Below are 18,782 nucleotides of genomic sequence, written 5' to 3'. Positions count from 1 at the left end.
ATCAGTTCAAGACGTCATTGAGCACTTCATAAATGATCCCGGTGGCAATCGTCACCAGGATCAGGTTGGTGCCAGCCTGCTGCCATTCGTAGCCGTCGTAATGGGGCAGGCGCCCCAACAGGCGTCCATCGAGTTTCTTGGCGATTCCCGGTGGCAGGGGTTTGCCACGGGCCAGGTTTTTCTGGATGCCTGGCGGCAGGGACGAACCACCGCGCCAGTAGTCGCGGCTGTCACCAAGGATTACCCGCACACCCCCGATATCAATTTGCGGGCCGCTGTAATGGGCGCCTGCACCCTTCTTGCCACCACCCTGGACCTGATTACCCTGGCCGCCACCCTTATTGCCATGGGCACTGCCTTTGTCCTTGCCGTTGCCATTGACATTGCCATTGCCGGGATCGGCCAGCAGCGCCGGGGAGCCTGCAATCAACGCCAGGCTGGTAAATACGAGTAAAGCGCGTGATATGGACATGATCGGTCTCGACAGTCGCAAGCCCCACTGGCCCGTATCAGCTTAGAACACTAGCGGGCAGCAAGTTCAGCAGTGAGTGCTATACCGCGCTGAACCGCTGCGCCAACTGCTGCTGGGCAAACTGCTCGAGGATGAAGTCGACGAACACTCGGGTCTTGCCCGGCAGCAGTTTGTGCTCGGCGTAGTACAGGGAGATGTTGCCGTCATCGACGTACCAGTCGGGCAACACCCGCACCACGGCACCACTGTCGAGGAACGGCACGGCCATCGGCATGCTGACCAGGGCAATCCCCAGGCCTTGGGTGCAGGCGCAGCACGCGGCTTCGGAGTCGCCCATGGTCATGCGTGGCTTGAGCATCAGGGGCCGCTGTTCGCGGGCGCGGTTGGTCAGTTGCCAAGTGCGCACGCGGCCGGTTTGCGGCGAGCGAATCAGGATGCCATTGCACAAGCCCAGGTCTTCGGGAACACGCACGGGCAGGCGCTTGGCCAGGTAATCGGGCGAGGCCACCAGAATCCGGTGGGCCGGGGTCAACTTGCGTGCGACCACGCCCTGGGGTAGCTCGAACCCGCCGCCGATGGCGGCGTCGAAGCCCTGGCCGATCAGGTCGACCTGGCGATTATCAAAATGCCAATCAGGGCTGATATCGGGAAAGCGCCGCAAAAACTCCGCCAGCAACGGCACCACATAACGGTTGCCAAATACCGTCCCCATACTCACCTTGAGCGTGCCCACCGGCCGGCCTTCGGCGCTGGCCAGGTTGGCCACCGCATTCTGGATGGTGGTGAGGCTGGCGCTGACCTGCTCCAGAAACAGCTTGCCGGCTTCGGTCAATGTGAGCCGCCGGGTGCTGCGCTGGAACAGCCGCACGCCTAAACGCGCCTCAAGCTTGGCCACGCTTTTGCCGACGGCTGCCGGCGTCAGGCTCAGGTGCCGCGCCGCTTCGGCAAAGCTGCCGCCTTCGGCGCTGCGCACGAAGCATTCGATACTGCCGAAGCTCTCCATACCACCTCACTCTAAACTTTTGGTTTACACAGACTATAGCAATCACGGTCTACCGAGGGATGCCCGCGAGGTCGATACTCGGCAACAACACAAGGCATTCGCGCCTTGCCTAATTGGAGATCGACATGACCACGCAAAATCTCAGCGGCAAAGTTGCCTTGATCCAGGGCGGTTCCCGCGGTATCGGCGCCGCCATCGTCAAGCGCCTGGCCGCGCAAGGTGCAGCCGTTGCCTTTACTTACGTCAGCTCTGCCGCCAAGGCCCAGGCCCTGCAGGACAGTGTGATCAGCGATGGCGGCAAGGCCCTGGCGATTCACGCCGACAGCGCCGATGCCGTGGCCATTCGCAATGCGGTCAACGCCACGGTCGAAGCGTTCGGGCGCCTGGACATCCTGGTGAACAACGCCGGGGTGCTGGCGGTCGGCCCGCTGGAAGAGTTCAAACTGGAAGACTTTGACCAGACCCTGGCCATCAACGTGCGCAGCGTGTTTATCGCCACCCAGGAAGCGGCGCGGCACATGGGCGAAGGGGGTCGCATCATTAATATCGGCAGCACCAACGCCGAGCGCATGCCCTTTGCCGGCGGCGGCCCGTATGCCATGAGCAAGGCCGCGCTGGTGGGCTTGACCAAAGGCCTGGCGCGCGACCTGGGGCCACGGGGAATTACCATCAACAACGTGCAGCCGGGCCCGGTGGACACCGATATGAACCCGGCCAACAGTGAGTTTGCCGAGAGCCTGATTGGCTTTATGGCGGTGGGCCGTTATGGGCAGGTGGCAGAGATCGCCAGCTTTGTTGCCTACCTGGCAGGGCCGGAGGCGGGCTATATCACCGGGGCCAGCTTGACTATTGATGGTGGCTTTAGCGCCTGATTGCAGTGTGCTATCGGGCGCCATCGCCGGCCGCCGGCGCCTACGCAGGCGCCGATAGCTTTCAGCGCATCGGTGGCAGGCCGTAGGCCGCCAGGTCGAAGTCCGCGAGTTTGCGGATGATCTGGTCGGCATGAGCGTACTTGCTGTCGGCCATGGCCTCATCAGGCACGGCGATGGCCGTCATGTTCGCAGCCTTGGCTGCGGTCACGCCAAACGGTGAGTCTTCAAACACCAGGCAATCCTCGGGCGCAACGCCCAGGCGGCGGGCAGCGGTGAGGAAGATGTCTGGCGCAGGCTTGGCTGCGCCGACTTCCGGGTCGTCGGCGGTGACGATGGTGCCGAACAGGCCAAACCACTCCCGGTGCAGCGTGGTCTTGTGGCCAAACGAATTGCGCGACGAACTGGTGCCCACGGCTATGGGGATATTGTGCGCACTTAAATGCCGCACCAACGCCTCGGCGCCCGGCATGCCCAGCGCCTTGGGAAAACGCTCGCTCATCAACGGCTCACGGATGCGCAGGAACTCCTCGGGAGTGATCGGCAAGTCCAGCGCCTTGACCACATACTCGGCCAGGTCCTGGGCGCCACGGCCGATGATGTGCTGCTTGATGCCCCAGTCGTAGGTACGGCCATAGCGTTCGGCAATAATCTGCGTGACTTGGGTATAGATGCCTTCAGTGTCCAGCAACAACCCGTCCATATCGAAAATCACGGCCTTGATCGGGCCGACAGCAGTACGCGATGCGCTCATCACAAAAGATCCGTGGCAAAGGACTAAAAGGATTCAGCACAATAACGGCCCTGCCAGCCTGCAAGCAACCCATTATCCCTTAGACTGGCGCCCTAACCGTTCAAGCGACCCCGATATGCTTTTGCGCATTGCCGCCGACAGCCTGGTGCTGTTTCACCTGTGTTTTATCCTGTTTGTGCTGTTCGGTGGCCTGCTCGCCCTGCGCTGGCGCCGAGTCATCTGGCTGCACCTGCCCGCCGCCGCCTGGGGCATGGCCGTCGAGTTCTTCCACCTGCCCTGCCCCCTGACCCGCTGGGAAAACCTGTTGCGCCACCTCGCCGGGCAAGAAGGTTATGGCGCGGGTTTTATCGAGCACTACATCATTGCCCTGATCTATCCGGCGGGCCTGACACCCCAGATCCAACTGGGCCTGGGCGCCCTGGTCCTGCTGATCAATATTGCGGTGTATACGCGCCTGGCCAGGCGCTCGTAGCCTGGCTTCGTTGCATGCATGGGTATCCCGATCACTACCGCTCGCTATATAGTAAAAGATATAGCGATTAGCCAATAAAAATCGAGGATACCCCGTTGAACGCACCTTCGAAGGAAGCCGTGGGCGCCGCCTACAGCATCGACTCCATGCGCCATGCCCAAGCCATGACCTGGCGCGCCATCGAACAATTGTCCCAGCAGATCCGCCCCGGCATGCTCGAATCCCAAGCCCGGGAACTGGGCAAGCAGGTGCTTGCCGATCTGGACATGCAACGCATCTGGCACCCGCTGCTGGTGCGATTTGGCGCCAACACCCTCAAGACCTTCAAGCAACGCTCCGACGGCGACCCGGTACTGGCCGAGGACGACATCTTCTTTATCGACATGGGCGCAGTGTGGCAGGGCCATGAAGGCGACGCCGGCGCCACCTTCACCACCGGCAGCGACCCACAAATGGCCGCCTGTGCCAGCGCAGCCAAAGCGCTGTTCGAGCGGGTGCAGTTGCGTTGGAAAACCGAAAAAGTCGTCGGCCTTGAGCTCTATCGCTATGCCCAAGAACAGGCCCGGGACATGGGCTGGGAACTGAACCTAAGCATCAAGGGGCACCGCGTCAGCGACTTCCCCCATGCCATCCACCGTGGCGGCGACCTGGGGGATTTCGAACATTACCCCAATGAAGGGCTGTGGATCCTGGAGATTCAGATTGCCCACCCGAGCAAGGCTTATGGGGCGTTTTATGAGGATTTGCTGGCCTAGCCTGTTTAACGAGCCAGAAATTCAACAATCAGGGAAGTGACCTGCTGCTGGATCACCTCACGCGGGCGGGCACCTTCGCCATCGCGGCAGATCATGCCGTCGCCTGGCGAGCTTTTTTCAATCAACGCCTCCCCGCCCGGCTTGCACACGGCCATAAAACTGAAGTGAGTGGCGTCGCTGATTTCGACATAGCGCGTCGATGCCGGGGGCAGGCGCTTGGCCAAGTCAGCAGACTCCAACTCAGCGGGAAGCTCTGTTGAGGGCGCGCCCGCAGCAATCACCAACGTCGGCACCGGCAACGCCGCCAGGCTTTGATCGGTAAACCCACGCGACAGGCCCAGGTCCAGCGAAACAATGGCAGTGACCCGCTTGTCACTCAAATCCTCTGCCAACGGCGCCTGCGCGGGGTTCAACTGCTGGTAGACCGCGCAAGGGGCCAACTGCCGGTGAACCTTGCAGTCCTGGGCAAAACGCTCAGGGTCGAAACGGGCACCGGCGACTTCCAGCGCCGTCCAACCACCCAGCGAATGACCCACCACTGCAATTCGACCGGGCAGCACCTCGCCAAACTGGTTTGGCTGCGCCAGCACTGCGTCGATAGCGCGGCGGATATCCACCGGCCGCTGCCATAACTGCGCGGCGGCACGAGCGCTGCGGTCCTTACTGGTAGTGCCAGGATGATTGACCGCCGCCACGATAAAACCCCGCTGGGCCAACGCACTGGCCAACCACTCCTGATTGCCCCAACTGCCGCCGAAACCGTGGGAAAGCACCACCAACGGATGCTCACCCACCGCCGCAGGCGCATCACGCACGGCCAGGGCACTGAAAAACACCGGGTTGTCGTCGATCACCTTTGGCGTGGCGGTAATGGAGCTGGGATACCAGACCACCATCTCCAGCGGGCGCTCGTTGTTGGGGTCTGGCAAGGTGGAGGCTTGGAAGCCGACAGGGTTACTGGCAAAAACGGTGGAAGTAACGCAGGTAAGGAGCAGAGCGATTAGGGCTGCTTTCAATGGGAATCTTCCTTGATGGAATGCAATGCACGGCAGACACTGCGCGTGTGGCCACATTATTCCCATATCACTGGTTTTCATGCAGCAAAAACCACAACCCCCCGGCTTTCTCTAGGAAAACCGGGGCGATTCAAACGGCTTCGTCCGTACATTCACAGCATTCGCGGGCGATGGCGAGAGCAAAGTGCAACAGTCAATAGTTCCCTTAAAACTGGAAATCGACTGCGAGTCTGATGTTTTGTCCAGCGATGCATGGACGGCTTGATGCCGGAAATGGAAATGTCTACGAGCCCTGTTCGGTAATCGCTATAACGGTCTGAGTTCAAAGCACCCTGCGCAAACGAATACTACGTGTGGGTTGAACTTTTGGTGGGTCGATCGTGCGCATAAGGCTTCTTATCGCCCGCTCATCAGGTGTTCGCGTGAGTTTACTAATTACTTTTGATCCCGGCGCCGGGACTGTCGCCAGGTTGTCAACTGGGAGGCCGTCATAAACTAACGTATGACGAACAGCCGGACAGTTCATAAAAAAATCATCCAGGCTAAACGTTACATCTACTCCCAAAGCACTGTTTATCACCAAAAGGTCAAAGGGCTCGACGGCGTTTTCAACCATTGCCAACAATTCCGCAAATGTTTCCACGGGTGCGATTCGGTGATACCCCTGCTGATTCAGCATTTTCTCAATACTCAACCGTTGTGCAGGTTGATCGTCAACAACCAAAATTCGTAAATAGGGGGTCGGCATTCTTGATCCTTGTAAATTGCGAAAGCACGCAGTAACTGCATGCAGACAGCGATGCAGGCCTACAAACTGATGCCAACGTGTTATCGGGGTGTGAGCGAGCGCAACCTTCGCTCCTCGGGATTTGGATAACGCGATTGAAGCCAACTTTCCAGGCCGTGCTTCGTCATCGGTTTGGCAAAAAAGTAGCCCTGACCATGCACGCAGCCAAGATCCACTAATTGGTGGTGTTGTTCCTGGGTTTCGATACCCTCAGCCACCACCGTCATACCTAAGGACTCTCCTAACGCGATGGTGCTGCTGATGACAGCCCGGGAACGAGGCCCATCACCCAGTGACTGAACAAACTCACCGTCCAGCTTGATCTCGTTGAAAGGCCACTGACACAAACGTTGCAATGACGAAAAACCACTGCCGAAATCATCAATGGATAGCCGGCATCCCATCATGCGCAGCCGCACGAGATTTTCCATGCAGGTAGCTGAAGCTTCCACAAGGCCTGTTTCGGTCAGTTCGAAAGTGACGCCGGCTCCAGGCAACCTGAAACTCGCCAGGGTTGCTTTAATCCTTGTGACCAAAGCCGCATTGGAAAGCTGTGAAGGTTGCAGATTGAATGCAATGTTCAAAGGGGTTCCGTGCATCAAAAAATGCCGCTGCAACTGCAACCCTTGATCAAACTGGGCGAAAAACAACTCATCCATCAAGTTGCAACGCTCAAGAGTCGGCATAAAAACGACCGGTGAAACAACGCCACCGGTTGGGTGGTTCCAGCGCGTCAGAGCCTCGACACCTGATACCTCATTGCTCAACAGATTGATTTTGGGCTGAAAGTAAGTCTCCATCTGCGCGCATTCCATTGCACGGCGGACCTGCGCTTCATCAGCTACCAAATCGATGTTAGGGGAATCCGATGGGGTAGCCGGCTGATTCAAGTAGTTTTTCAGCAACCTGCTCAACGTATCAAACTGCAGAGGCTGCCCCAACTCCCCCAACATTCTCAATCCTAATAAAGGGATCAGTTTTGTGGCGGCTCTGCGCACGTCCTCCGCAAGCGAACTGTTGACAATGACCGACTTGACTAAACCGTTCTGTGCCGAGCACCGTAAAAAATCGAGGCTATCGAGGCCGTGCATACGTAGATCGCATAACACAACATCTACGGGCCCGACGCTTTGCAGGGTGTGTAGCGCATCCAGCGCCGAGAGAGCACTGAACACCGACTCACAGCCCAATTGCCGCAACATATTGACGGAGATTGCTCGTTGAAAAAAATTGTCGTTCAAGACCAGAACACGTAATGGTAGTACTTGCATGAATAGCTCTCCGGAATACGGTAAAACTTTAATTTTCTATACTCCTTAACTTTCGAGTGCTTTTCCCTTCCTCTAAACATGACGTACTACACGCGGGTCAAACACGTATCTTGGTGCTTTAGTACGATCTAGTTGGATTCCTTATTATCGCTATCCTTCACCGTGCAAACGCCTAGAAATCTCCCGCCACAACGTAGGAAATTTCTCACAGAAAGAAATACGGAATGACCGCTCGCGTCCGAACGTCACGAGGAAATTTCCTACAATTCAGAAGGAACGAGACTACACACACCTTCATTCCCCCCAGACAAACTATTGCCAATTCGATCTGCACCATACAACCACTACGCAACGTTAGTGCTCGTCGAAGTTGGTTTCTACTCTGCAGAGATTCACTGGTCTTGCAAGGTAAAAACCTAATACGTACCTTAACCAAGCAATGGAATTTTTATGATCAAGCACGCTTTCTCCCTGGTAGCACTGACCGCCGCACTGACCTCTGCAAATGTAATGGCTGCCGACAACGCCGCCGGTGGTGTTATTTCCTTCAGTGGCGCAATTACCGACACTACTTGTACTATTAACGGCGGTAAAAGTGCAGACTTCACCGTTGCCCTGTCGCCTATCTCTGTTAACGACGCCGGCACCACTGTTGGCCCGCTGACCAAAAACAAAAAATCGTTCTCGCTGACCTTCTCGGGTTGCACCCCAGCAGCAGGAACTGCTGGCACTCCATTGAAAATGTATTTCTCGTCCGCAGATAACATTTCCACAGACGGTAAGTTCTTGCTGAACAACACAGTCAACGAAAGTGATGCTGCTGTTGCCAAAAACGTCGGCTTCTCGTTGGCGAAACCAGGTTCCACCACACCGATCCAATTGAACGTGCCGTTCAACACGCTCATCAGCGGAGCCGGTACAACACCTGAAACACTAGTACTTGATGCGTACTACTACAAAACCAACACCGCCGCCGCCAAAGTTGGTGCCCTTAGCTCCAACCTGACCTACACCATTTCCTACTTGTAATACAACCCGTGTGCCAGGCCCATCCCATGGGCCTGGTTCAGGAAAACATCATGATAAAGCAACTAGTTTTAGCAGGGTTACTACTTGGCTCGGTGTCTGCGCAGGCCAACATTATCATCAATGGCACTCGGGTGGTTTATCCAGAAGCAAACAAAGATGTGATAGTTCAACTCATCAATAATGGGAGTGACTCATCCTTGGTACAAGCCTGGATAGATGATGGCGACATCAACTCCACGCCGGAAACAGCGAATGTTCCGTTTCTGCTATCTCCGCCGGTTGTCAAAGTTTCCGGCGATAGCGGTCAACAGCTCCGAATTACAAAAGTGGGCGCCCCACTGGTTGCGGATCGGGAGTCTGTTTTCTTTTTAAACGTGCTGGACATCCCGCCAACTCCAGAAAATTTGCAGGGTGCAAACACACTGCAACTGGCGATCAAGTCTCGCATAAAAATGTTCTATCGCCCGAGCGGACTAAAAGAGAAAGCCAGCAGCAGCGTCGAAAAAATCGAACTACAAGCGGTCGCGAAAGGTTTTAACGTGATCAATAAAAGCGCGTACTTTTTCACACTCGCCAACATTGACCAGCACGATAAAAAACACCTGCTCGTTGACTCAGTCATGGTCGCTCCTTTTTCCTCCGCATTCGTCGAGAGCAAAGAGTCCGTCAGTAAAAATACACCCTACACCATGATGTATATTGATGATTTGGGTGCCTACAAAACTAAAGCTGTAGTATCGCACTAAGGTGAAGCCCCAGAATGAAACAGCATAAACCCCTTATTAAAGCTCTCACGATGTCCTCGCTGTTTCTACTGGACAAAGCCTATGCAGAAACCTTTGATACTTCGCTTATGGCCGGTAAATCTCGCGAATCCGATCTTTCACGCTTCTATGCAAACTCCGAGATACCTGCGGGCAAACAAGATATTGATATTTATGTCAATAATACTTGGAAAGGTCGCTATTCATTAGTGTTTGGCGGCGTAAAAGACGACATCAAAATCAGCTACGAAGATAGCGCACTTCTTGGGATCAACATGGGTGGCTTGCCCGCTACGCAACCAGGCGCGGACAGTCTACAAATCAGCCAATTGGTTCAAGGCGGTTCTTTTATTTTAGATATTAGCACCCTGAGCCTGAAGCTGACTGTGCCCCAGTCTTATGTGAATCGTTCGGAAGCTGGTTATGTCGACCCGAAATTCTGGGATCATGGCGTGCCTGCATTTTTATTTGGCTACAATGCAATGCATTACAGCATACAATCGAAAAAAGGCGGCTCATCCAGCGACGAACTGTACTCTGGTCTGGATTTCGGTATCAACTTTGCTGGTTGGCAGTTCCGGGAAAATAGCTCGTTAAGAAAAAGCTCCTCGGAAAATTTAAAGTACCAAAAAAATACACGCTATCTTCAGAAGAACATTGCCTCCATCACCTCCAACTTCAAGCTCGGTGATTTTTACTCGGAAGGTGATCTCTTTGACTCGATTAGAGTTCGAGGTGTGGCGTTGACGTCCGACATCAATATGCTGCCTAACTCCAAACAGGGTTTTTCACCCATTGTGCGTGGCGTCGCACAAACCAATGCCCTGGTAAAAGTCATCCAGAACGGCAGCGTGGTTTATCAGGAGAGCGTACCGCCAGGCGCCTTTACCTTCGACAATATCCAGCCCACCGGCTCTGCTGGCGACCTGACGGTGGTGGTCCACGAGGCCGACGGTCGCGAGCAGTCGTTCAGCGTACCGTTTTCCGCCGTGCCTAATATGCTCAAGGAAGGGATCAGTAAGTACAGCCTGGTGGCCGGTAACGTAAACCAGACCAATACCGACTATAACCCTGGTTTTGTGCAGGGTACGTTCCAGTATGGGCTTAACAATCTGTTAACCGGATATACCGGCACAACCCTCAGCAATGATTACCGCGCCTACCTTGTCGGCAGCGGCTTGAACCTGCCGATCGGTGCAGTCTCTGTTGACGTGACCCAATCCAATACTCAGTTAAAAAACCAAAGCAAAAGCGGGCAAAGTGTACGGGTGTCCTACAGTAAGTTCCTGGATGTAACGGATACCAACTTTACCCTGGCGGCGTATCGATATTCTACCGAAGGCTACTACAGCTTCAGCGATGCCATTTATTCCCAAGAGGGATACCGTGAACTCGAAAGACAAATCAACGACTATCGAAACAGACTTGACGAAGATGATGCTCCGATCCTCGACTTGAATACTTGGGATGCTCTGCGAAGCGCACGCCCACGCAACACCTTCAATTTAAGTCTGAACCAGCGTTTGAAAGATAACTGGGGCACCGTGTTTTTTTCCGGAACACAACGCGACTACTGGACAAACAACACTAAAAGCCGTGAGTACCAATTTGGCTACACAAACGCTGCGGGGCAGGTTAATTACAGTATCTCTGCCAACCGCGTCAGAAACTCCAACCGTGACGAAGAGACGCGATTCTATCTCTCAATGACCATGCCCTTTGATATCGCCGGCAACAGGGTGTATCTCAACAGTGGTGCATCACTGGTGGACTCGCGCTACCAGCAAAGTAACGTTAGCGTGAGTGGCAATGCACTGGAATCAAACCGCCTGAGTTACACCGTAGCTGCCAGCAATCAAAACGGAGGGGATAACACCGCCAGCGTCAATACCTCCTACCGTAGCAATGTCACAACAGTAGGTGCCTCTTACGGTGAGTCGTCCGATTATCGGCAAACCGGCCTAGGTGCGCGAGGCAGTGTCGTGATGATTCCTGGGCATATATTGGCCTCCAATGAAATCGGCAGCACCATGATGGTAGTCGAGGCCCCCAAGGCCGAGGGCCTGATCGTCAATGGAGACCAAAGTATTGTGACCAATAAAGATGGCTTGGCGCTGATTCCGTACGCAACACCTTATCGGTTGAACTCAGTTACGTTGTCCGACAGCGGTAACAGTTCCGGCGCAGAGATCGTCGGAAACATTGCCAATGCAGTGCCCTTCGCCGGCACAGTCAACCATGTAAAATTTGAGACTGACCAACGCCAGTCTTACATCGTGCAGGCACGCAAGGCAGATGGTGGCCCTCTACCGTTTGGCGCGGAGGTATTAGATAAATCAGGCGAGTCTATCGGTTTCATCGGCCAGGCCAGCGTTCTGTATGTAAAGTCCAATGAAAAGCCAGAGTACCTTGAGGTTCGACTTAACAACGGCAGTTGCATTATTCACCGGCCTGACTTGGCCGAAACCACATCAAAAAATATCTGCCATTAATTCGAGACAATAAATTATCATGAACAGATTTTTTCTTATTTTTTTAGTAGCTGGACTATTCAGTAGCAATGGCTATGCACGTTGCTACGGTGAAACACCCACCCAATACGGAAACCCAATACTGATCGACATTTCAAATGAGTTGAGCGCAAAAAACCCTGTATTTGAGAAGACGTTTTATACCCAGTTTCCGGCAGCGTCTGTCAATTGCAATGGAAACTCAAAAATCGAAGTTTATTCCCCAATTGGCAATAAAAAATTACGCTTGGGATTTGATAAAGGGGCACGCTGGGTAGAAATGAGCATCGTTGGATCGTTCCCAGAGCAATCCATTCCGGCAGGTACTCACTCATCTGGAGAATTTAACACGCCTGTGACTCTGCGTTTTACTTTGGTGCCCCGGGGTGGTGGCGATCAGGTTGTAGCCGAAGAAGGCCAAGATACATTAAATATTAATGACGTAGCTATTGCGAGAGATACAACTAGCGGCGGTATGGGGTTTTTTGAATGGCTCGGGAAATTCCTCCGTTATGTAGGGAGTTTTTTCACCTATTGGCCAAAAGACTTCCAGGATATGTTTGCCCAGAACATAATAGTAAAATACACCCCAAGGATGACAACTTGCACCTTCAACAATGCAGGATTGATGGTAAATCTTCCTAAAATAGGCGTTGCGCAGCTGACAAAAATCCCTCAACCGGGTTATACGCCATTTACATTGAATTTCAGCTGTAACAACCTGCTGGCTAACGGCAGCACCGACCGCGCAATCGACATGTTTTTATCCAGCAATAACCTGCTTCCATCCGACAATAGCGTATTGATGGACAGCACGCCTGGCTCGGCGAAAGGCGTCGGTATAAAGGTAGCCAAACGCGACACTCCCAACGCACCGGTTGTCTTTTCCACCTCCACCTTAAACCGGGGAAGTGCCACCTCCATTTTCAGTGCCGCAGCAGGTGCTGTGGTTAATAGCAATTTCTCGGTTGGCATGGGCGCCTACTACTTCCCTTACAACCCCGCTCAACTTACCAGCGGTGAAGTCAGGGCAACTGCTACGCTGAACATCGTTTATCAGTGATCATCACCCCAGATCGATAAACGATTGACGATCAACAATGCCAACGACCCATTGATACAGCGGGGTCGTTGGCCATTCCCCAAGCTTCCGCTTCTGCGTAAACGCATCTGGTTCCCCTGACGCCTGGCTAGCCAGTACACTCCTCCAGACGCTGCGCCAATGCCTCCATTGCCTCGTGCAGAGCATCCACCGATTGGGTCAAACGCACGGCATCATGCCCGTTGCAGTCAGCTTGCAGTTGCTCGCAGCACTGGATCAGTCGATGCGCCTTGATGATACGTGCTCCCCCCTTGACTCGATGGCTCAGGTCAGACAGCCCGGTCAAGTCGTGATCACTGTAGAGCTTGAGCAGCCGTAACAAATCCTCTTCATTGCTACTGGCCAGATCCTTCAACAAGCTGTTAACCAGCGTGCGGTCACCATGAGCCAGTTGTTCGAGGCTGCTGAGGTCAATGTCGTCGGAGAGTGGTACTGACGCATCAGTGTCCCCTGCTTCCTCGAACACCGACTCCACGCCGGACAAGCGCGCAGTCAGGTCCTTCATACTGATGGGTTTGAATAGACAATCATCCATGCCCGCCTCCAGGCAACGATCCTTTTCCTCCGGTTGCGCGTTGGCGGTGAAACCCAGGATCAAGCAAGGCGCCGCGCCCGAATCAGCCTCCTCGGCGCGGATCGCCCTGGCCAGTTCGTAGCCTGTCATCACCGGCATGTTGCAGTCGGTAATCACCACATCGAAATGACCATTGCGCCAGGCACGCAAGCCGTGGGCTCCGTCCGACTCATCGGCAACCGTATGCCCCAGGTAACTCAACTGCTGCGACAACAGCAGGCGGTTGGCCGGATAATCATCAACCACCAGCACTTTTAACGGCTGGCTGAATTCGGGTAATACGGGGTCCGGCCGGATGAGCGGCAATGGCGCAAGAACCGCCAGCTCCAGTAACACCTCGGCCTCCGTGCCTTGCCCCATCACGCTACTCAAGTTCAACTCACCCTGCATCATCGAACACAGTTTACGGCTGATCGCCAGCCCCAAGCCTGAGCCTCCAGCCCCCGCATGACTGGCCTGGCTGAACGGTACAAACAGCCGCTGCTGATCGTCCTGGGAAATCCCAATGCCGGTATCGCGCACCAGCACACGAACACCCATGCTTTCGTCTGCGGCCGCACGCGTGACCTCTACACAGACCTGCACTTGCCCGACGTCCGTGAACTTGATGGCGTTACCCAGCAGGTTGGAAAGCACCTGTTTGAACCGTAGCGGGTCGATCAAGACCTCCTGGTTGGCGTCTTCATCGAATGACAGCGCAAGATTCAGTTGCTTCTGCCGGGCCAATCCCTCGAACATCCGTACCACCGACACCACCAGGTCTTTGAGTGCCGCCCGTTGCGGTGACAGCGTCAAGCGCTCGGACTCGATGCGCACCACGTCCAGAATGTCGCCGATCAGTTCCAAAAGCCCACGCGCGGCGCCCGACGCCACTTCGATGGCAAAACGGTCAAGAATGCCTTGGTCTGCCTTTTTCATGGCCAACTCCAGCATCCCCACCACTGCGTTCATCGGTGTGCGGATCTCATGACTCATGGTGGCCAGAAAGGTGGTTTTCGCCCGATTGGCCTTCTCAGCATCCTGCTTGGCGTCTTTGAGCTCCACCAGCAAACGCTCACGCTCACTGATATCGATCCAACCCGCAATGATGCCTTTGACCTCACCCGCGTTATTGCGAAACGGGAGAATCCAGTGATAAGCGGTAATCGTCTGCCCATTAAAAAACACAATCTCACGGTCGGTCAGCAGCTCCTGGCCGCCGTCCATCACCTCCAGATAGAGCTGCTCATAGGCCGCAACCTGGGCAGAATCGTCGTCCAGCGTTTGCGTTTCAGATAGGCGTTTACCAATAACTGTTTCAAGGGTGCTGCCAATCTCCTCCAGATAACGGCGATTGCACAATAACAAGCGTGTCTGGCGATCGCGTACGTAGATGGGATGAGGTAACCCATCAATAAGTACGCGCATGAACTCCATTTGTTCTTTCAATGCCTGTTCGGCCACGTCGCGCTTCTGGATCAGGCGTCGCAAATAGAGAATCCAGGCGAATGCCACCAGCAACAAGATCACAGCAATAGCAGAACCGCGGATGATTTCCGATTGATTGGCGTGCGTGCGCTTGTTATCCACCGCCACTTCACCGCGCCAGCGATTGGTCAGTTCGTCCAACTCCTTCGGGGAGATGCTGAGCATCACCTTGTCCAGGACCGAGTACAGTTCTAGCGATCCTCGATCGGTGGCAAGTGCCATCTGCGCGGGTGGAGCCCCCACGGCACCACTTACACGCAAACTGGATGGATACTGGGTAGCAATCAGATAGCGGGCATTGACCAGGGTCGTGACAGCGCCATCTGCTTTACCCTGTGCGACCATCGACAACGCTTCACCCGCCTCTCGCGCTTCAACCAAAACAATGCCCGGGTACTGCAGTTCAATGTAATTCCGGACGCCGCTGTCGTGCCTGATTGCCAAGCGTTTACCGGCCAGATCTTCCAAACGGCCAAATGCCCCATCGCCCTTACGAATACTCAATACATAAGGGTTGGTCAAATAGGACCGGGTAAAACGCAGGTCGCTGTTATCCGTATTCTGGTGAAACGCGGCAATGAAATCCACTTTGCCCTTCTTGACCAACGCCACCAGGCCATCCATCGAATCTGCACGTACCACCTCGAAGGTAAGGCCGGTACGCCGACGAATCATCGCCAACAAATCAGCGCTGATACCGCGAAAACTCCCCTGCTGATCGAAAAACGCCAGTGGAGGACTGCTCTCCAATACCCCTACCCTCAACTGCGGATGGTCTGCGAGCCAGCGCCTCTCCTTGGCGCTCAGGTCAACCGGGCCTTGGTCGCGTACGGTGATCGTATCTGCCCCCCAGCGTCGCAAGATGGTCATGCTTTCTTCGGCAGGAATCGCCGCCAACGCCCGATTGATGATTTCAAGAAGCTGACGGTCTTCAACCCGTAATGCAAAACCAATGCTGCTCACCTCCAGGCTCGCGAAGTCTGACAGGTGAACGTCGTGCAGGAAATTTCGGTTGATCAGATAATTGGAAGTAACCGCCCCTCCCAAGTACACATCAGCCTGGTCGAAAACCACAGCACTGATGGCGTCCAGATCGGTCGGGTAGATCTGCAGTTTAGCCAACGGGTAGTACGCCATGACCTCGGAAGGGGGTAGGCCATTCGCAGACATAGCCAAACGCTGCCCGCCAAGATCCTTAGGCAACTCCACGCCGGCATCACGCCGGCTAACCAACACCGGCTGATCATCGAAGTAAGACCTTGAAACTACAAGCTCGGGATCGGCCTCGTCGACATGCGTGGCGATCCCGAGCAGGTCAAACTCACCTCTTTTAAGTGCCTCTATCGCGTGTGCACGGTCGGGATAGCGTTGAACCTGGATGTCGATGTTCAACAGGTCCGAAATCAGCTCCACATAGTCAGCCGTCACCCCTTCGTAATCGTAGGTACTTGCACTCAAGCCCAAAGGCGCCGAGTCGGTGATGGCAACCCCGACTCGCACGTTTTTTTTATCGCGCAACAAACGGTTGTCGGCGTCCGACAACTTCAGGTTCAACCCGGTGAGATGGGAGCGTCCCAATAACCTCAACGGCTCGATATCGTCGTGAAAATGCACCGCCTGAACAAGAGGGCTGATACAGAGTAAAAAAAACAGAAACCCGATTGGCCGCTTCATGCTTAAAGAAGGTTGTTGCGTTTGGCAAACTCGGCAAGATAGACCACTGACTTGACGTTGAGCTTTTCAATCAGTCGGGTTTTATAGGTGCTGATGGTTTTGTTACTCAGAAGCATCGAGTCGCCAATTTCCTTGTTGCTAAAACCCCGAGCCAGTTGCTGCAAAATGGTCAGCTCACGGTCGGACAGTTGACCAATCAAGTCAGACTCACTGACCTGATTGTCACCAGCGCGCACCGAGCTGTTGGAGAGCAATGGAAAATAGCTGTAACCATCCTTTATCGCCTTGATCGCGCGAGTCAACTCCTCAAGGCTCCCCGTCTTGGAAACATAGCCCGAGGCTCCGGCTTTCATGCAGCGCATGGCATAAAAAGAAGCCTCCATGGATGTCAGCACCAGAATTTTACAGGGCAATCCAAGCGCCGAGATGCGACCGATCACCTCCAGACCATCAAGTAATGGCATGGCGATATCGAGCAGGATCAGATCGGGGACATGCTCTCGCGCTAGGCGTACAGCCTCCACACCGTTAGCCGCCTCCGCCACAATTTCAAACTGTTCGGCACCAACCAGTAACTTTACAGAGGCACGAACAAACGAATGATCATCAACGACTAACGCTTTTAACATATGAACCTCTTCGGGAGACAACAACACACCATCACCAGAACAAGACATCCCGACCTTAAGCTCTATACAAAGTAGCTTAAAACGCGCCTGGCAAAATTATGGCATCTATTTTTTATGCAACCGAGGCGCGGCATTGCAACCACACTGCAAAGTCGTCAGCACTCATGGGGACCGCCAGATGAAAACCCTGGCCAAATGAACAGCCCAGATCGACGAGGGCGTTGAGCGTATAGGCATTTTCAATGTTCTCGACAACCAGATCCATCTTCAGCGCCCTGGCCAGCGCCACGCTACTTGAAATGACCGCCCTGTTCCCCAAATCGTCAACATCCCGGACAAAGACACCGTCTAGCTTGAGTTGGTTGAAGGGCAAATGCGCCAGTTGCGTCAAAGAGGAAAAGCCAATGCCGAAGTCATCGACCGACAAACCACAGCCGGCTTGATGCAGATGCAACAAATTTTCCACAGCAGAGGCTGGCAAATCCAGCAGACCGTTTTCGGTGATCTCGAACATCAGTGCAGCACCCGGCAATTCATATTGATGCAAGCGCTGGATAACGTGTTCGACCAGGTCGCTGCTCACCAATTGAGAGGCTGTCAGGTTGAACGCTAGCCCCGTATCAAACCCTTGCTCGCGTAGCCGGCTCATGAGTTCGAGCCCTTGGTCTAGAAGCCGCTTGAACATCTCATCGAGCAGGTCATAAGCCACCACTGCCGCCAACAGATCCCGAGGCAGTAAAAGCCCGCGCTGGGGGTGATTCCAGCGCACTAGAACCTCGGCACCAAACAATCGGCCATCGTGCAGGTTGAACTTGGGTTGGTACCAGGCCTGAAACTCTCCAGCCATCAAACCCAGCAGAACCTGCTGGCGAGGGATCAACTCAATCGCTGTCAGAGTCCCCCTCAGTGCAGAGCAGTACAACGGGGTGAAATCAGACAGGATCTTTTGCAAAGCCCGCAGTTGCAGGGGCTTTTCCAACACACCGAGTAAACGGATAGAAGATAAAGTGGTCAACTTTTCGACCGAACGCCGCAATGCCAGCGGCAACTCTCCATGTATAACCAGCGCACGTACGTTACCCAGTTCGCTGGCCACGCGCAGAAACTCAAGGTTGTTAATCGAACCGTCAGCAAGGTCAAAAAAAATGATGTCGATCACTGCTTGACTGCGAATGTGATCCACTGCTTGCATTGCATTTCCGGCCGACACAACGCTCGCCACCTGCAGATTCAGCAACCCGTTGACCAACACACTGCGTTGCAACGCATGGCTTTCTATGACGAGAACACACCCCTCAACCATCTGTTTCAACCTACCCATTATTAATGGGTAGGACTTTGCCAACTAACTATCCTGCGCCCTTAGAGAAACATCCTCCCGACATGTAGGAAATTTCCCAGGGATAGCCCTAATTACCGTGCCAGAAATTAAATAATCCGTAAGGCGACCTACGGTTGGATCACCTCACTCGCACGAGCGCCGTCGACATGTCCAGTAGAACTCACGCAAGGCCTCAGGAGGCCAGCCAGCAAATGACCAAGCGACATTCATTGCCAGCTTAACCGACACGCAAAAAAACGTAGGGGGGGCGGATGGGGGAACAAAAAACATCAGACATGAAAAAGCCCCGTAA

General features: G+C 54.4%; 16 protein-coding genes. 7 read left to right on the top strand and 9 right to left on the bottom strand.

The features are described from left to right. Window position 1: 1 nt before the first annotated feature. Entirely contained in the window at window positions 2-475 is a 474-nt protein-coding gene (locus tag ACSSVH_RS07275; protein WP_492634699.1) for an anti-virulence regulator CigR family protein, read from the bottom strand. A gap of 76 nt (window positions 476-551) precedes the next feature. Then, entirely contained in the window at window positions 552-1,475 is a 924-nt protein-coding gene (locus ACSSVH_RS07270; protein ID WP_492634284.1) for a LysR family transcriptional regulator, read from the bottom strand. Window positions 1,476-1,600: 125 nt separating this feature from the next. Here ACSSVH_RS07270 and ACSSVH_RS07265 point away from each other — a divergent pair, with 125 nt between their 5' ends. Then, window positions 1,601-2,347, top strand: coding sequence for a 3-oxoacyl-ACP reductase family protein (locus tag ACSSVH_RS07265; protein ID WP_172313243.1), 747 nt, complete (start codon window positions 1,601-1,603; stop codon window positions 2,345-2,347). Between the two features lie 61 nt (window positions 2,348-2,408). Here the strand turns inward: ACSSVH_RS07265 and ACSSVH_RS07260 are convergent, their stop codons facing one another. Continuing rightward, the gene (locus tag ACSSVH_RS07260) at window positions 2,409-3,098 is read right to left on the bottom strand and encodes an HAD-IA family hydrolase (protein ID WP_170043292.1); all 690 of its coding nucleotides are present in this window, start codon (window positions 3,096-3,098) and stop codon (window positions 2,409-2,411) included. A gap of 115 nt (window positions 3,099-3,213) precedes the next feature. On the opposite strand from ACSSVH_RS07260, the gene ACSSVH_RS07255 reads away from it, so the two are divergent. After that, a complete protein-coding gene (locus ACSSVH_RS07255; protein ID WP_169954268.1) occupies window positions 3,214-3,570 on the top strand; it encodes a DUF2784 domain-containing protein in 357 nt (118 codons plus the stop codon). A gap of 95 nt (window positions 3,571-3,665) precedes the next feature. Beyond that, entirely contained in the window at window positions 3,666-4,325 is a 660-nt protein-coding gene (locus ACSSVH_RS07250) for a M24 family metallopeptidase (protein WP_262386269.1), read from the top strand. A gap of 5 nt (window positions 4,326-4,330) precedes the next feature. Here the strand turns inward: ACSSVH_RS07250 and ACSSVH_RS07245 are convergent, their stop codons facing one another. From ACSSVH_RS07245 to ACSSVH_RS07235, 3 genes are all read right to left on the bottom strand, one after another. Continuing rightward, complete coding sequence (locus tag ACSSVH_RS07245) at window positions 4,331-5,341, bottom strand: alpha/beta hydrolase family protein (protein ID WP_492634283.1); 1,011 nt, start codon at window positions 5,339-5,341, stop codon at window positions 4,331-4,333. 322 nt (window positions 5,342-5,663) lie between these two features. Further along, window positions 5,664-6,089 carry a response regulator gene (locus ACSSVH_RS07240; RefSeq protein ID WP_492634282.1) on the bottom strand — a complete coding sequence of 142 codons (426 nt, stop codon included), beginning with the start codon at window positions 6,087-6,089 and terminating at the stop codon, window positions 5,664-5,666. 80 nt (window positions 6,090-6,169) lie between these two features. After that, the gene (locus ACSSVH_RS07235; protein WP_432755200.1) at window positions 6,170-7,399 is read right to left on the bottom strand and encodes an EAL domain-containing response regulator; all 1,230 of its coding nucleotides are present in this window, start codon (window positions 7,397-7,399) and stop codon (window positions 6,170-6,172) included. A 450-nt stretch (window positions 7,400-7,849) separates the two neighbouring features. Between ACSSVH_RS07235 and ACSSVH_RS07230 the strand changes: the two genes are divergently transcribed. The 4 genes from ACSSVH_RS07230 to ACSSVH_RS07215 are packed head-to-tail and all read left to right on the top strand — an operon-like array spanning window position 7,850 to window position 12,765. Further along, a complete protein-coding gene (locus ACSSVH_RS07230) occupies window positions 7,850-8,428 on the top strand; it encodes a fimbrial protein (protein WP_169954272.1) in 579 nt (192 codons plus the stop codon). 26 nt (window positions 8,429-8,454) lie between these two features. Next, on the top strand, window positions 8,455-9,174 hold the full coding sequence (locus ACSSVH_RS07225; protein ID WP_492634281.1) for a fimbrial biogenesis chaperone: 720 nt from the start codon (window positions 8,455-8,457) through the stop codon (window positions 9,172-9,174). A 14-nt stretch (window positions 9,175-9,188) separates the two neighbouring features. Next, entirely contained in the window at window positions 9,189-11,684 is a 2,496-nt protein-coding gene (locus tag ACSSVH_RS07220) for a fimbria/pilus outer membrane usher protein (RefSeq protein WP_492634280.1), read from the top strand. 19 nt (window positions 11,685-11,703) lie between these two features. Beyond that, window positions 11,704-12,765: a fimbrial protein gene (locus ACSSVH_RS07215; protein WP_492634279.1), complete on the top strand. Its 1,062-nt coding sequence runs from the start codon at window positions 11,704-11,706 to the stop codon at window positions 12,763-12,765. 127 nt (window positions 12,766-12,892) lie between these two features. On the opposite strand, the gene ACSSVH_RS07210 is transcribed toward ACSSVH_RS07215, so the two are convergent. The 3 genes from ACSSVH_RS07210 to ACSSVH_RS07200 form a co-directional block, all read right to left on the bottom strand. Further along, the gene (locus ACSSVH_RS07210) at window positions 12,893-16,519 is read right to left on the bottom strand and encodes a transporter substrate-binding domain-containing protein (protein WP_492634278.1); all 3,627 of its coding nucleotides are present in this window, start codon (window positions 16,517-16,519) and stop codon (window positions 12,893-12,895) included. A gap of 2 nt (window positions 16,520-16,521) precedes the next feature. Beyond that, window positions 16,522-17,148 (bottom strand): response regulator transcription factor, encoded by a 627-nt coding sequence (locus tag ACSSVH_RS07205; protein WP_169954276.1) that lies wholly within the window; start codon window positions 17,146-17,148, stop codon window positions 16,522-16,524. A 112-nt stretch (window positions 17,149-17,260) separates the two neighbouring features. After that, the gene (locus ACSSVH_RS07200; RefSeq protein WP_432755198.1) at window positions 17,261-18,493 is read right to left on the bottom strand and encodes an EAL domain-containing response regulator; all 1,233 of its coding nucleotides are present in this window, start codon (window positions 18,491-18,493) and stop codon (window positions 17,261-17,263) included. Window positions 18,494-18,782 lie beyond the last annotated feature (289 nt).

It is taken from the genome of Pseudomonas sp. HC1(2025) (assembly GCF_058742075.1).
The sequence above is the reverse complement of the archived record's forward strand: the minus strand, read 5'-3'. Positions and strand labels throughout refer to the sequence as shown.